General features: G+C 56.7%; 14 protein-coding genes and 1 pseudogene. 7 read left to right on the top strand and 8 right to left on the bottom strand.

Going from position 1 to position 14,325, the window contains the following annotated elements; genetic code table 11:
- Positions 1-52: 52 nt before the first annotated feature.
- Both KI792_04650 and aspS read right to left on the bottom strand, forming a co-directional pair.
- The gene (locus tag KI792_04650) at positions 53-835 is read right to left on the bottom strand and encodes a class I SAM-dependent methyltransferase (GenBank protein MBV6632309.1); all 783 of its coding nucleotides are present in this window, start codon (positions 833-835) and stop codon (positions 53-55) included.
- A 23-nt stretch (positions 836-858) separates the two neighbouring features.
- The gene (aspS, locus tag KI792_04645) at positions 859-2,670 is read right to left on the bottom strand and encodes an aspartate--tRNA ligase (protein MBV6632308.1); all 1,812 of its coding nucleotides are present in this window, start codon (positions 2,668-2,670) and stop codon (positions 859-861) included.
- 276 nt (positions 2,671-2,946) lie between these two features.
- Here aspS and rnd point away from each other — a divergent pair, with 276 nt between their 5' ends.
- Positions 2,947-4,134, top strand: coding sequence for a ribonuclease D (gene rnd, locus KI792_04640; protein ID MBV6632307.1), 1,188 nt, complete (start codon positions 2,947-2,949; stop codon positions 4,132-4,134).
- Between the two features lie 29 nt (positions 4,135-4,163).
- On the opposite strand, the gene KI792_04635 is transcribed toward rnd, so the two are convergent.
- The gene (locus KI792_04635; GenBank protein ID MBV6632306.1) at positions 4,164-6,068 is read right to left on the bottom strand and encodes an EAL domain-containing protein; all 1,905 of its coding nucleotides are present in this window, start codon (positions 6,066-6,068) and stop codon (positions 4,164-4,166) included.
- A gap of 194 nt (positions 6,069-6,262) precedes the next feature.
- Between KI792_04635 and KI792_04630 the strand changes: the two are divergent.
- Positions 6,263-7,390 (top strand): annotated as a pseudogene (locus tag KI792_04630) (PQQ-dependent sugar dehydrogenase).
- A 13-nt stretch (positions 7,391-7,403) separates the two neighbouring features.
- Here the strand turns inward: KI792_04630 and KI792_04625 are convergent.
- From KI792_04625 to KI792_04615, 3 genes are all read right to left on the bottom strand, one after another.
- On the bottom strand, positions 7,404-8,072 hold the full coding sequence (locus KI792_04625) for a cupin domain-containing protein (protein ID MBV6632305.1): 669 nt from the start codon (positions 8,070-8,072) through the stop codon (positions 7,404-7,406).
- Positions 8,073-8,150: 78 nt separating this feature from the next.
- Positions 8,151-8,906, bottom strand: a complete 756-nt coding sequence (locus KI792_04620; protein ID MBV6632304.1) for a methyltransferase domain-containing protein — start codon at positions 8,904-8,906, stop codon at positions 8,151-8,153.
- Positions 8,893-9,531, bottom strand: coding sequence for a class I SAM-dependent methyltransferase (locus KI792_04615; GenBank protein MBV6632303.1), 639 nt, complete (start codon positions 9,529-9,531; stop codon positions 8,893-8,895). The genes KI792_04620 and KI792_04615 overlap by 14 nt, the downstream gene beginning before the upstream one ends.
- A 96-nt stretch (positions 9,532-9,627) precedes the next feature.
- On the opposite strand from KI792_04615, the gene KI792_04610 reads away from it, so the two are divergent.
- A complete protein-coding gene (locus KI792_04610; protein ID MBV6632302.1) occupies positions 9,628-10,536 on the top strand; it encodes a LysR family transcriptional regulator in 909 nt (302 codons plus the stop codon).
- Here the strand turns inward: KI792_04610 and KI792_04605 are convergent.
- On the bottom strand, positions 10,508-10,882 hold the full coding sequence (locus KI792_04605) for a helix-turn-helix transcriptional regulator (protein MBV6632301.1): 375 nt from the start codon (positions 10,880-10,882) through the stop codon (positions 10,508-10,510). The two genes, KI792_04610 and KI792_04605, sit on opposite strands and share 29 nt — an antisense overlap.
- 134 nt (positions 10,883-11,016) lie before the next feature.
- On the opposite strand from KI792_04605, the gene KI792_04600 reads away from it, so the two are divergent.
- The 3 genes from KI792_04600 (at position 11,017) to KI792_04590 (ending at position 13,325) form a co-directional block, all read left to right on the top strand.
- Positions 11,017-11,625: an NAD(P)H-dependent oxidoreductase gene (locus KI792_04600; protein ID MBV6632300.1), complete on the top strand. Its 609-nt coding sequence runs from the start codon at positions 11,017-11,019 to the stop codon at positions 11,623-11,625.
- A complete protein-coding gene (locus tag KI792_04595; protein ID MBV6632299.1) occupies positions 11,612-12,331 on the top strand; it encodes a glutathione S-transferase N-terminal domain-containing protein in 720 nt (239 codons plus the stop codon). The genes KI792_04600 and KI792_04595 overlap by 14 nt, the downstream gene beginning before the upstream one ends.
- An 82-nt stretch (positions 12,332-12,413) precedes the next feature.
- Positions 12,414-13,325 (top strand): hypothetical protein, encoded by a 912-nt coding sequence (locus KI792_04590; GenBank protein ID MBV6632298.1) that lies wholly within the window; start codon positions 12,414-12,416, stop codon positions 13,323-13,325.
- A gap of 64 nt (positions 13,326-13,389) precedes the next feature.
- Here the strand turns inward: KI792_04590 and KI792_04585 are convergent, their stop codons facing one another.
- Positions 13,390-13,698, bottom strand: coding sequence for a hypothetical protein (locus KI792_04585; protein MBV6632297.1), 309 nt, complete (start codon positions 13,696-13,698; stop codon positions 13,390-13,392).
- Between the two features lie 24 nt (positions 13,699-13,722).
- Between KI792_04585 and KI792_04580 the strand changes: the two genes are divergently transcribed.
- On the top strand, positions 13,723-14,295 hold the full coding sequence (locus KI792_04580) for a hypothetical protein (protein MBV6632296.1): 573 nt from the start codon (positions 13,723-13,725) through the stop codon (positions 14,293-14,295).
- Positions 14,296-14,325: the final 30 nt, after the last annotated feature.

Below are 14,325 nucleotides of genomic sequence, written 5' to 3'. Positions count from 1 at the left end.
TCACATTGGAAGATTGTGCCACTGAGAGGGCAACTCAACAACCAGCCATCAATTAAGTGTCAGGGAATTTGCTATTTCGCCGGCGGAGAACGGCCGTGCCCTTCTCGGTCGACAGCATCTCCACCCGCCAATCGGGGAACTCGGTCAGCCAACGCTGCAGGATCGCTTGTTCGCCAGGGCGATGTGCATCATCGAGCACGACAACGGCTTTCTCACTCAACCGATCATGAAGTAGTGGGAAGGCCGGATAGCGCGCTAGGCGGTTCTCCGAATTCATGATCGGGCCATCAACACAAAGCAGGTCAATCTGATCCGGCCATGGCATGCCCTCGGTTTGGTACCAAGGGATGGTATCCCCACCGACCGCCACCGGTGCCATGCCGGCCGCCGCCAGGTTCATGGTCACACTGCCAGGCAGGCCACGCTCAGCCAGCAGGGCAGCGGTTTGTTGGGCGAACTTCTCATCATGATCGAGGGTCAGTAGAGTTGCCCCCTCCACGCCCTGGAGCAGTCTTGAGAAGACAATTGAGGTAACGCCACTACCGCATTCAACGATCGAGGTTGGCTTAATCTCGGCCACCAAACGGACCAGTACCATCAGGAAGTCTGGTGATGCGGCCCAACCACGGGTCGGTGGTAACCACCCCGGCGCAACACCAAGCTTCGCCGCCAAGTTCTCACGGTTCTCCAGCTGTTGAGTGGCGTGTACCAGCCCCCAAGCAACATCAACCTGCGCAACTTGGTTTAGCCGCTCCTCAAGCTTATCTAGCCGCTCTTCAATGCGGGCCAAGCTTTGGGCGATGGCATCGCCATTATCGTCTTGTCTGTTGAACATTACGGGGGCCCGCCTAACTCGGCTTAGCTGGCTTCCGCCACCTTAACCTTGGGTAGGTTTGGCTTGATATGTAGCTCACGAAGACGCTCTGGCTCGACGGTTGCTGGGGCGCCCATCATCAGATCCTCTGCCCGTTGGTTCATCGGGAAGGTGATGACCTCGCGGATGTTCGGCTCATCAGCCAGCAGCATGACGATCCGGTCGATACCCGGCGCTGAACCACCGTGCGGCGGCGCGCCAAACTTCATCGCCGACAGCATGCCGCCGAAACGTTCTTCCAACACACTCTCAGGGTAGCCGGCGATTTCGAAGGCTTTGACCATGATGTCTGGGCGGTGGTTCCGGATCGCACCGGAGGACAGCTCAATACCGTTACAAACGATATCGTATTGATACGCCTTGATGGTCAGCGGGTCCTGGTTCTCCAACGCCTCGAGACCACCTTGCGGCATCGAGAATGGGTTATGGCTGAACTCGATCTTGCCGGTCTGTTCATCCAGCTCATACATCGGGAAGTCGACGATCCAGCAGAACTTGTATTCGTTCGGGTCGATCAGCTCGAGGTCATGGCCAATCTTGTTGCGGGCAGCACCGATTAACTTGGCCGCGTCCAGTGGCTTGTCGCAGGCAAAGAAGACAGCATCACCATCCTTAAGACCGGCGATCTCTTTCAGCTGCTCTTGTGCGGCGGCGGGCACGAACTTGGCAATTGGCCCCTTCCCTTCACCATCGGCAAAGGTGATGTAGCCGAGGCCGACGGCCCCTTCACCACGCGCCCAATCATTCAGCTTATCGAAGAAGCTGCGCGGCTTGTCGGCGACGCCGGGCACTGGCAGGGCACGAACGACACCACCCTTGGCAATCACCCCCTTGAACGCCTTGAACTCAACATCGTCACGCTCAAACACTTCCGTGACGTCGACGATCTCAAGTGGGTTACGGAGGTCAGGCTTATCCGAACCATATTTCAGCATCGCCTCATCAAATGGGATGCGTGGGAATGGTGGCTTGGTCACCGAACGCTTGGTGCCGCTGAAATCAGAGAACTCTTCAAACACACCGTGTAGGACCGGCTCAATCGCCTCGAACACATCGTCCTGGGTGACAAAGCTCATCTCAAAGTCGAGCTGATAGAACTCACCCGGGCTACGGTCGGCGCGGCTGTCCTCATCACGGAAGCATGGGGCGATTTGGAAATAGCGGTCAAAGCCACTCATCATCAGCAGCTGTTTGAACTGCTGCGGTGCTTGGGGTAGCGCGTAGAACTTGCCAGGGTGCAGACGCGATGGGACGAGGAAGTCCCGAGCACCTTCAGGTGAGGATGCGGTCAGGATCGGGGTTTGGAACTCCATGAAATCCTGCTCAATCATCCGACGACGGATCGAGGAGATGATGTTTGAGCGAAGCTCGATGTTCCGCTGCATCTTCGCCCGGCGTAGGTCGAGATAGCGATAACGCAAGCGCACTTCCTCGCCGTAATCCTCATCTGAGTTCACCTGCAGTGGCAGGGTGTCAGCATGGGACTGGATTTCCAGCTCGCTGACCTGCACCTCGATATGGCCGGTGGGCAGGTTCTCATTGATCGTCTCAGCACTCCGCTGCACGACGGTGCCGGTCACCGTGATCACGGTTTCCAGCCGCGCTTCCTCAAGCTGCTTAAAGACATCGCTGTTCACTGTAGTCACCACCTGGGTGATGCCGTAGCGGTCACGAAGATCGATGAACAGCAGCTGGCCGTGGTCACGCTTCCGATTGATCCAACCAGACAGGCGGACAGTCTGGTCAACGTGGTCAGCGCGCAGCTCGGCGCAGGTGTGAGTGCGATAGGCGTGCATGGGGTAATGTCCCTAGCGTTTCGGTGCATGGAAGAGTTGGCGCGAAACCACACCGTTGCGGCGCCGAAGTCAAGCGGACAAAGCCATCAGGCGCATGAATTAACGGAATGGCAGACGCACACTGCGACAAGCTGTCAAATCCGGCGGCAAATGACCGACAATGCAAGGCTTCAGCGCTTAGTGATGCGCTAACGCCATGTCTTAACCCAGTGGTCACTACTTAACAGGGTGAGTTTCATTGACGCTGTCCTCAGCCTGTGGCTGTTTTGGCGGTCTATGAAGTATGTCATTACCAAATCGGCCGAAGTGGCCGCGCTCGCCGAACGCTTGGCGAATGAGCCCTATATCACTGTTGATACCGAGTTTCTTCGGGACAGCACCTACTACGCGAAGCTCTGCCTGATTCAGGTTGCCGGCGCGAATGAGGCTGTCTGCATCGACCCGCTTGCCGACGGTATCGACCTGCAACCGATCTACGATCTGTTTGCGGATCCGAAGATTGAGAAGGTGTTCCACGCGGCCCGCCAGGATTTGGAAATCTTCTTTCAGGAAACCGGTCAGGTCCCGACCCCACTATTCGATAGCCAGGTGGCCGCCATGGTCTGCGGCTATGGCGACAGCGTTGGGTATGAGCAGCTGGTGCGTGAGATCGCGAAGGCCAAACTTGATAAGAGCAACCGCTTCACCGATTGGTCACGACGCCCGCTAAGCGACAAGCAGATAAAATACGCCCTGGGTGACGTTACCCATCTGCGTACGATCTATGAGCATCTGAAAAAGCAGATTAAGGCACAGAACCGGTGCCACTGGATCGCTGAGGAGATGGCGGTTCTAACCAACCCAGACACCTATGTGGTGAAGCCGGAGGATGCCTGGCAGCGCCTCAAGCTTCGGTCGACCGAACCGCTGTTCGTGCTGACCGCCCAAAAGCTCGCCGAATGGCGTGAGGCGGAAGCACAGCGACGCAATCTGCCCCGCAACCGCGTGATCAAGGATGACGTGTTGTTAGAGCTAGCGGCACAGCGCCCCAGCGACCAGGACGCCATTGAACGCGTGCGTGGCCTTGGCGGCAACGCCTGGGGCAAGACCGGTGAGGCCCTCCTCAAAACCATTCGCCAGGCGCTTAGCACACCAGCTGAGGACCGCCCGAAGATTGAGCGTAAGCAACCGATCAGCAGTGAAGCAGCAGCCGCAATGGAGCTGCTTAAGGTTCTGCTGAAAGGTCGCGCCGCCGCCCACAGCGTGGCGACCAAGATGATCGCCACCACTGCGGATTTGGAAGAACTGGCCACCGCCGCCGTAAACGGTGTTGATGCCGACCTACTGGTCCTCAAAGGTTGGCGCCGTGAAGTATTCGGCGAGCATGCCGAACGCCTTATCGCGGGTGAGTTGGCCCTCGGCCTCAACAATGGTGAGATTGTTGAATTCCCACAGCCCAGCGCCTCACAACAAGCCGCTGAATAAACCAGACCACGAACCGATCACGCTGCGCCCTATGCGGTTGCGTAGAGTGGTGCGTGAATGGTGTGCATGAACTCATCCGCGGCCATTGGCTGACCGTAGTAGCAGCCCTGCTGGGTCGTCGTGCCATCGGCAAAGAACTCTGCCTGTCGCCTGTTCTCGACACCTTCAGCCACCAACCCAATACCCATATTTTCAGCCAGCACCATGACGGCCTTTACTACCGCCATGCTGGATGGATCATCGAACATTGAGTTGATGAAGCCGCGGTCGATCTTGAAGGAATTGACCAGGAAATCACGCGCATGGGCGAGCGAGAAATTGCCCGTGCCAAAGTGATCCAGCGTTAGGCTAACACCCAACTGCCCGAGTGCCTGAAGCTGGTTATGGGCCCGATCAAAATCCGTTGCCATGACCGTGTCGTCGATCTCAAGCTCAAGCAATGATGGCTCAAGCCCAGTTCGATCGAGGGCCGCGGCCACGTTATCAATCAGATCATCGCGGAACAGGTAGCTGGGCGCGATATTGACCGAGACTGGCATTGGATGGGCGAAGTCACGGCTCCACTCACTGGCCTGCTCACAGGCCTTGAACAGGACCCAGTTGGTGATCGGCACAATCGTACCGTTGCTCTCGGCGACCGCCGTAAACTCGGCCCGGGAAACGCGCCCCCGTTCGGGGTGATGCCATCTGAGGAAGGCCTCTGCCCCCGTTAGGTCGACACGACCATTGCTGAACCGCTTAATCTTGGCTTGGTAGTCGATGGTTAGCTGCCCCTTCGCCAAGGCACCACCGAGGTCGGTTTCCACCATCTTGGCAAGCCGCAGCTCCCGATCCAGGGATTCGTTGTAGCAGTACCAAAGGCCCCGCCCCTTATCCTTGGCGCGGTAAAGGGCTGCATCGGCCTGGCCAAACATCTGGCGCGCATCCCAGCGGCGGCCATTGGTAATGGCAATGCCAACACTGGTCGCCGTGGTTACTGTTGGCGGCGCATTCTGCAGGGACTGCCCGTCCAGCTGCATCGGCGCGCCAATCGCCTCAATCACCTTCTCAGCGAGGGAGACGGCACCGTCAGCCCGATCCAGATTGGTCGCGATGATCGCAAACTCATCACCACCAAGGCGAGCCACAACATCGGTCATGCGCACGGTCTCTTCCAACCGTTCTGCGCATATCTTGAGGACCTGATCACCAGCGGTATGACCGTGGGTATCGTTGACCGATTTGAACCGGTCGAGATCCAGCAACAGCAGTGCCGTGTCCTTGCCAGAGCGTTCAGCATGGGCCAGTGCGGCCGCCAGTTGCTGCTCAAACCGAACACGGTTGGCGAGGCCCGTAAGGGGATCACGCTCCGCTAAATCACGGTACTTCTTCTCCCGCTGTTCGGCGGACTCAACAGCCATATAAAGCTGGCGCCTGGTATCCTCAAACTGATCAATAGTCAGCTGATACTGGCTAACTTCTTTAACCAACTCCTCATGGGCGGAGCGGAGGTCATCAGCCTCGCGACGCAAGGCGCATTGCCGGTTAGCCAGTGCTCGGCTGAACCAGATTGATCGGACCAGATGCACTGGGGTCAGTTCCGATAGGACGAGGAAGTCGGCAGCACCCAATTCCCAGGCGGCCTGCTCAATCGCCGTATCTGTTGCTTCGCCCAAGATGATAAAGGGCGATTTCGCGGTTCGGTCCGTAAACTGAACTAAGAGGTCACCCGCTGAATGGGCACCGAAATGCTGCCGGACCAAGATCACGTCATGTGCTTCACGCTCAATCTCGGCGCAGGCCTTGTCCCAATCATGGGCCCAGCTGACATTAATCGGCGCCTTAGCACCGGCATTCAGCATCCGCTCAATCAATTTGAAGTCGGTTGCACTGTCATCGACGACGAGGACAGATACGGCTTCTTCAAACTCGTTCGGTTCATCACAGGTGGGCATAGGTCACCATCCGCTTAGGTTTATGTTTCTTCCCACGCGGATCAGCCTATGGCGAAGTTATGGACAAAACCTTTCTAGCCCCGCATGACGTTAACCGACCGATCTATAATTCTTGGATTTACCCTGGCATTCAGCGCGTTTCGCCTATCGGCAAAAAGTGAGCAGAGATGACGAATATTCTCCAAAAATGGCTGATGACCCTCGCTGTGACACTCATGGTTAACGCGGCCGCCACATTTGATACTGCCGCCGCCGACGGCCCCTTCCCCAGCTCTGCCGGCCCGATAATGGTTGAGGAAGTTGCGGGCCCCTTCTCGTTCCCCTGGGCCGTTGCGTTCCTGCCGGGCGAGAACGCCATGCTGGTCAGCGAGCGTGATGGCAATCTGCGCCTGGTCACCAATGGCGTCATCTCTGAGCCATTGCCGGGGCTACCATCGATTTGGGCCAATGGTCAGGGCGGCCTATTGGACGTGGTGCTGTCAGCTGACTTCACCAGCAACCAACGCATCTTCTTCACCTACGCAGAGCCAGGGCTGCTTGGACGGGCAAGAACTGCCCTGGCATCTGCCACCCTGGACCGCAGCGGTACGCCAAGACTGCGCGATGTTGATGTCCTGTTTCAGCAAGAGCCGTTGAAGAGTGGTGGGCGCCACTTCGGGTCACGGATTGTGTTCGCCCCTGATGGCACCTTGTTCGTCACGACGGGCGATCGTGGCGACGCCCCCCTCGCACAGGCGTTGGATAACCATATTGGTAAGGTTATTCGGCTAAATCCTGACGGTTCCGTACCAGCTGATAATCCGTTTGTGGGGCAGCCGGGTGTCCTGCCAGAGATTTGGTCCTATGGGCATCGCAATGCCCAGGCGGCGGTGCTCAGCCCAGATGGCATCTATTTCACCATCTCTCATGGCGCCCGTGGCGGTGATGAAGTTAACCAGCCAATGGCTGGCAAAAACTACGGCTGGCCCACCATCTCTTACGGCACGCATTATTCTGGTCGGCCCTTTCCCGGTGATGCCCAAGTCGGGATGGAACAACCACTCTTCTACTGAGATCCGTCCATCGCGCCCTCCGGTGCCACGATCTATGATGGCGATCTGTTTCCAGCATGGCGTGGTGACTTCTTCGTCGGTGCACTCGCCGCTGGCCTGATTTCAAGGCTTGAGCGTGATGGTCGCCAGGTCGAGGAGGCAGAGCGGTTGCTGTCCGGTAAGTTTGGGCGGATCCGGGATGTGCGCACCGGTCCCGATGGCGCCATCTGGTTCCTGACCGATAGCCCGAGCGGCGCACTCTATCGGATTTTTCCAGCCAACAACCGCTAAACAAACCAGCCCTCTACTGAGGTAGATGCCCAGTCTTCACATAGATCAGGGCGCCATCCTCCTTGGTGAACGGCGTATGCTTGCTTAGATGCGGTGACCGCAGCCAGCTGCCCTTTGGATAGGCGCCATGCTCATCATAGAAGGTACCTTCGATAACGAAGATTTCCTCACCGCCCCAATGCTGGTGCGGGTTGAACTGGGTATTGGGTGCCCAACGGACGAGGGCCACCCGCTCGGTCCCATGTTCATGCAAAGGCATGACCGATAGGCCTGGCACCATGCCAGGGAACCATTCAGCGTCCCTCGTGCCGATGGCTTTCTGATCGGCATCAGCCTCATCAAACTGATGCAGCTTTACCAAGATGGTTGCCCCCTCAGGCCCGATGCGCGGCGTATGCTCGGTGCCGATTGGGTTCCGGACATAGGTGCCAACGGGATAGTCCCCATGCTCATCAGAGAACACACCATCCAGCACCAGATACTCCTCCCCACCGCCATGGCTGTGGGATGAGAATTCACTGTTGGGCGCATAACGGACCAGGCTGGTTGCCCGGGCCACCTCATCACCAATGCGGTCGAGCATCATGCGTTCGACGCCGGGCATAGGGGATGGCACCCACTCATAATCATCCGGTCGAATGACGACCCGCTGATTGAAGTCTTCATTAATCTTTAGGGCCATTGGGTTTGCTCCCACTATCAATTTACCTACCTATCGATAGATAGAATGCAAATTCTGATAATCAAGAGATCAGCGCTCTTAATCCTCAGCGGACACCTTAACGCCGGTCACCACCCAGCTCATTCTAGAAAAATAGCCGCCGATATCTTCCTGCCGCTGCACAGCCCTGAGCTGTCGGGACCGTGCCAGCATTGCCCGCCACCAAGCTGCCGGCTTCACCTGGGTTCGCCAGATCAGATGGATGTAAAATCCAAATGCAGAACGCTGCGTGATGCACAGCACCATTCGACCGCCGGGCTTCAGCACCCGCATCATCTCAGCAAAACCGATTTCCGGATCGGCCAGATGCTCAAGCACATGCGCGCCGATCACAACATCGAAATGATCATCGGGAAATGGTAACGACCGAACATCCGCCTCTCGCAACGTGACATCACGCTGGCCATCTAGGTTCTCTGAGGCCAGGGCCAGCATCTCTGGCGAGACATCGACACCAGTTATGGATGCGTTACCATCCAGCGCATCAGCCAGCGCAGCGGAGAAGTCACCCGCACCAACACCACAATCTAAAACTCGGACTGGCTCGACTGAGGCTTTCAAACTAGCCAACCCTGGCAAGGCTTGGAACAACGCCCCATAGGCATCGGCAACCTTGAGCTTCTTCAGCGCACGCCCCCATCGGCCAGCGATAGCCCGATAGGCCTGCTTTAAATGCGGGGTCGACAATGCCTCCCGTTCCAGGCACAGGCGCCAAGAGCCTAGGCGCAGCGTGCCAACCGATATCGCCTCCGATTGCTCCGCCACATAGGGATCTATGAGATCAGGTAGAGGCATGGCTGCCCCCGCCCCGCTTGCGGGCGATGATGAAGCCGCCATGGCTAACCGACCAATAGGTCTCAATGCTAAAGCCTGACCGGGTCAACATCTCGAATAGATCAGCACTGGTGAAACGGCTGAGCGGTGGTACGAAACCCAGCGCGCGGCCAACACGCAATAATCCGCGCAGCAGTGGGTTAAACTCGCCCACAAAAACAACGTTGATGACGAATAGGCCATTCGGCTTAAGCCACTGAAACACCTGACCGATTGCTTTCTCTGGATCATCAAGAAGGTGCAGCAAGCTTAATGCCAGCACCGCGTCCACACTCTTTGCCGGAAGTGCCAATTCCTCCACGCTCGCGCGGCGGAAGGTGATGTTTTTGACGCCCGCATCCTCGGCCTTCGCATCGGCAATCGACAGCATCTTGGCGGAGATATCCGTCGCCTCAATATGGGCGACATGGGGTGCGTGGGTGATGGCCGTTGAGCCCGTACCGCAGCCAATCTCAAGCACGCGCATATCCTTGGTCAGGCGCGCACGCGTGGCCTCCAGCTTACGCTCATAGGCTGCTTGATCCTTTACGGGAGAGGCCGCGTAGCGAGTAGCGATACGATCCCAAAAAGCACCACGGTTAGTCATTTCAATCATTCCCATTCATCGGTTGAGATGCTGGTATATCCATGCATGCATAAATGTTGAATTGCGAAATTCTGTGCAATCGATATACGTTTTTGCATGGACGAACGATTGCGAAATTTCGACTGGAACCATGCCCGCGCTTTCCTGGCAACTGCGGAGACGGGGTCCTTCTCCGGTGCTGCCCGACGCCTTGGCAGCACCCAGCCAACCATTGGCCGGCAAGTCGCCGCACTGGAGGAACAGCTGAATGTTCTGCTCTTCGACCGTGTGGGCAAGGCCCTCAACCTGACCGATAGCGGCCTCTCCCTGCTGGAGTTCGTGAAGACCATGAACAATGCGGCGGAAGACTTATCGCTTACCGCCTCAGGTCGACTCCAATCCCTGGCCGGTCAGGTTTCGATCACGGCGAGTGACGGCTTCTGCGCCTATATCATGCCAAGCCTAGTCCGCGATCTAAGCGCCATCGCGCCAGATGTTGAGATTGAGATTGTCTCCTCCGACCAGGTGCAGGACCTAAGGCGGCGGGAGGCGGATATCGCCATCCGTCATGTAAGACCAGACCAGCCCGAACTCATCGCCCGTCACATCAGGCAAAGCATGGCCTACCTCTATGCGGCCAGTGGCTATCTGGATCAGCATGGACGGCCAAGCTCAATTGATCAGGTTCGCCCTGATGCCGCGTTCATTGGGTTCGAGACCTCAGACATCATCCGCACCGTTCTCAATAGTATGGGCATGAAGTTGACGCCGGATCAGTTCAAGATCATCACCAATAACGGCGTTGTCGGCTGGGAGCTTTGTAAGCTTGGCCTCGGCTACGGCGTTATGGCGGAGGAGATCGGCGATGCCACCGACGGTATGGAGGCCGTGCTGAGAGATCAAATCCAGATCGAGATCAATTACTGGCTGGTCACCCACCAAGAGTTGCTAAGAAGCCCACGCATCCGCCTGGTCTACGACTTCCTGGCCGAGCAGCTTAAGAACTGGGGCCGGGATCATCCGTAATCCCCTCACTCCAGACCCGCAGCTGGTCGAGGAAGCCGAGGGCCGTCTCACCAAACGGGGTGATGGAGTACTGAACCGACACCGGTGAGGTCTCGAGCACTTCCCGCTTAACCAGCCCCTGCCCCTCTAACTGGCGGAGGCGCTCGGTAATCATCTTCTTACTGGCACCGCCAACCATCCGGGCAAGGTCGTTGAAGCGCACGGGCCCATCCTTCAAATGCCAGAGGATTGAGCCGGTCCATTTCCCACCAATGATCCGCATGCCACGCTCAATCGCGCAGGGCTCATCGCAGGCGTCATGAACCTGACGCCGCCCCTGATCGTCTGTCTCAACCCGCGCACGCATAGAATGATCCCAACAAGACCTAGGTTACAAAAAGTATACTGGTTGTCTTTCTCAACCTGGCTCCCCACTCTCCCCCCTGTCACACGACACGTCAAGCAGCCCGGCTATGCTGCCAGGGCCAGATAGAGATCATCATGAGCAAGATTTTCATCCTAAACGGGCATCAGCCCTACCCCTTTGCCAAGGGGGAGTTGAACGCCACCTTCATCAACCGGGCCAAAACCTATCTTGAGGCGGCGGGGCATGAGGTGCGCCTAACCCAGGTGGCCGAGGGCTATGAGGTTGAGCAAGAGATCGCCAATCACCAATGGGCCGATGTGGTGATCATGCAGTTCCCGGTGAACTGGATGACCATCCCCTGGTCTTTCAAAGAGTATATGGACCAGGTCTACACCGCCGGGATGGATGGGCGCCTCTGCGCCGGTGATGGCCGTACATCGGATGCGCCGAAGGCCAATTACGGCATGGGCGGCACCCTCACCGGCACCAAATACATGATCTCTACCACCCTGAACGCACCGCGCGAGGCATTCGATAATCCGGCGGAGCCGTTCTTTGAAGGCGCCAGCATCGATGACCTGCTGCTGCCCGTGCACCTAAATGCCAAATTCTTCGCAATGGCCCCACTGCCGACCTTCGCCGCCTATGACGTGATGAAGAACCCGGAAATTGAGGCCGACCTCGCCCGCTTTGACCAGCATCTCGAAACCGTTTTTGGAGGCAATGACCATGTCGCAGCCTGATATCCATCTCTACACCGCCGCCACCATGAATGGGTACAAGCCCGTGATCTTCCTGGAAGAGGCTGGCGTGCCCTATGACCTGACCTTCGTTAATTTCGCGAAGAAAGAGCAGAAAGCACCGGACTATCTGACGCTAAACCCCAATGGCCGCATCCCGACCATTGTGGACCGGTCCAATGGCGATTTCGCCGTGTTCGAATCTGGTGCCATCCTCTGGTACCTGGCGGAGAAGCACGGCCAGTTTCTGCCTGAGGAGCCGAAGGCGAAATCAGAGACGCTGCAATGGCTCATGTTCCAGATGGGCGGCATTGGCCCGATGATGGGTCAGGCCATGTATTTCCAGCGGATCGCCGCCCCCAATGGGCAGGAAGAGCCCTTCTCGATCAAACGCTATGTGGATGAGACACGACGCCTGCTGGAGGTGCTAAACACACGGCTTGAGGGTCGTGAATGGCTTGCCGGTGATCAGTACACCATCGCCGATATGGCGACCTATCCCTGGGCCCGCGCCTATGTCTGGGCCAAGGTTTCAATCGACGGCCTCGACCACCTTAAGACCTGGTTTGACCGCCTAGACGCCCGCCCGCAGATCCAAAAGGCGCTCACCATCCCCAAGGCCCAACCAGCCTTCTGGGGCGACGCCGATGAGAGCGAGTTCCTAAAAGAAAACGCCGCCCGCTTTGCATCAGATGTGAAGACGGGGTGAGAAAGCGCCAGCCATTGGTGTGATGTGTTAGGCTCTCCACTTAATAGGTGGCAACACAACAGATCGGGAGAAACGGCGCAATATGCTCAAACACCTGATCGCTGTCATTCTGGCGAGCACCATTGTAGCCGCGATATCTGGCATCGTTATCGCCTCGTCACTTCCTGTGTGTCATGCCCGCTGGGATGCGTATGACTTGATGCTCTGGCTTTGCGTGATGCCGAGCTTTGGAATTTTTTTGGGGCCTTGGTCTATTGTCCTGGTCCCTCTCCTTTATGGCCTCCACCGTTATCTGTTTTCCAAACCAGGCCTAGGGTACGTAAACTCAGCGCTACTTTTCGGCTGCTTCATCAAAGCCCTGCAGCTCGCGAACCATTTTCTGGATATCGACCGTAGCCACACTTGGGCCGACTCTCTGATTATCTGGCTCCCCCAACCATTCTTGATCGGCGCCCTACTCGGCTTGGTTTACGCGTTCATCATTGAAGGCCTGACAAGGCACCGCGATCAAAGTGACATCAAACCGCCTAAAACCAGGCTGGCCACCCTGGCTGAACACCTGATCGCCGTCGCCCTGGCCGCCATCATCATGGCAGTGGCATCGGGCCTCGTTTTTGGTCTGTCATCTTCTGTCTGTTATGCCGGGTCAGGGAGTCGTGACCTGAAGTTGTGGCTATGTCTGATGCCGGGCTACGGTCTGATCTTCTCGTTTCTGTCGATTGCTGTTGTGCCAGTCTTGTATTGGCTGCACCGCTATATGTTTTTCTCGCCACGCCTAGGTTACCTCACGGCTAGCTTGTTTTTTGGGCTGTTTATCAAAGCCTTACAACTGGCACACGACTATCTGGATCTGAATATAAATGGTGTGAGCACATCGATGATGATGATGCTTCCACATTCATTTCTGGCAGGGATTTTACTGGGCCTGATTTATGCCGCGATGATCAACCAACTAACCAAACGCCCGACACCACCCATCCTTAGCAAAAGCTAAATGCCCGCCCGCTTCGCGTCGGATGTGAAGACGGGGTGAGATGGAGTTAGCAAATAGTGGCGACCTACCCCATTAGCCGATCACTGTAGCGTGTAAGGCGCCCGAGTTGCGAAAGCACGGCATTGGCATCATCTGAGTGAAGCCGGTCTGGTGGGACAAGACGCAAGAAGGCGTCAATGGCGGCCTCCGTTTGACGATGTAACTGCCCCCCCTTTCGATGCATCCTAAGATGAAAAACATATGCAAGGACAACGGCAGGCAATACCAACGCCAAGAACGACAGCCCCATAATCAAATCAAAAAAGGCCGCCCCACAGCAAACCCCAAGAAAATAGACGGCAATGCCACCAAAGAACGAGCTGGTTTTCAGCATCACTAACCCCATAAGACGTAAAATGTGTCAAAGCCTAACCAGTTGGCAGCAAACACGACCAAAGAGCCGCAAAAAACTACGAGAAAAGCAAAGACAAAGCTAAGTATAAAGCAGTGTCAGCATCAGCGCTTCACCGGAGAAGACCATTGGATTATCAAGCGCAATTATCAAAGTTGCTTGTCGATGGGATATTCGATCGCCGCGTCTTTGCCTATGGCGATTATATCTGTCGAGCCGGTGAAACAGCGGACGCGGTGTGGATCATCACCAAAGGCAACGCAGAGCTATCGGGGGGGGCAACTCAAAGAACTGAAGTTCGCCAAGCAAACCGGCTCAGTCTATGGAGATGTCGAGATTATTCTGGGTGATGCGTACCACGGCAATCTAATTGCCAAGACGCATGCCGGGGTTGAGGCTATCAGAATTCCAGCCACTCTCATCCAGGGCGAGTTAAAAGATTGCTCGCCTAGAATGAAAGCCCTACTGAAGATCAACGCGACTAGAACCCTTACAGCTGTCGAGTTACTGACAATCGAAGAGCTACAGATAGATGTAGCCGCCGCACTAGCTCGCGCCTTCGAGGGACCAAACCGCTAAATCAGTGCCCCGCTGACTTTGAACGATGCG

The organism is Alphaproteobacteria bacterium SS10 (genome assembly GCA_019192455.1).
Lineage (GTDB): Bacteria > Pseudomonadota > Alphaproteobacteria > TMED2 > TMED2 > TMED2.
The sequence above is the reverse complement of the archived record's forward strand: the minus strand, read 5'-3'. Positions and strand labels throughout refer to the sequence as shown.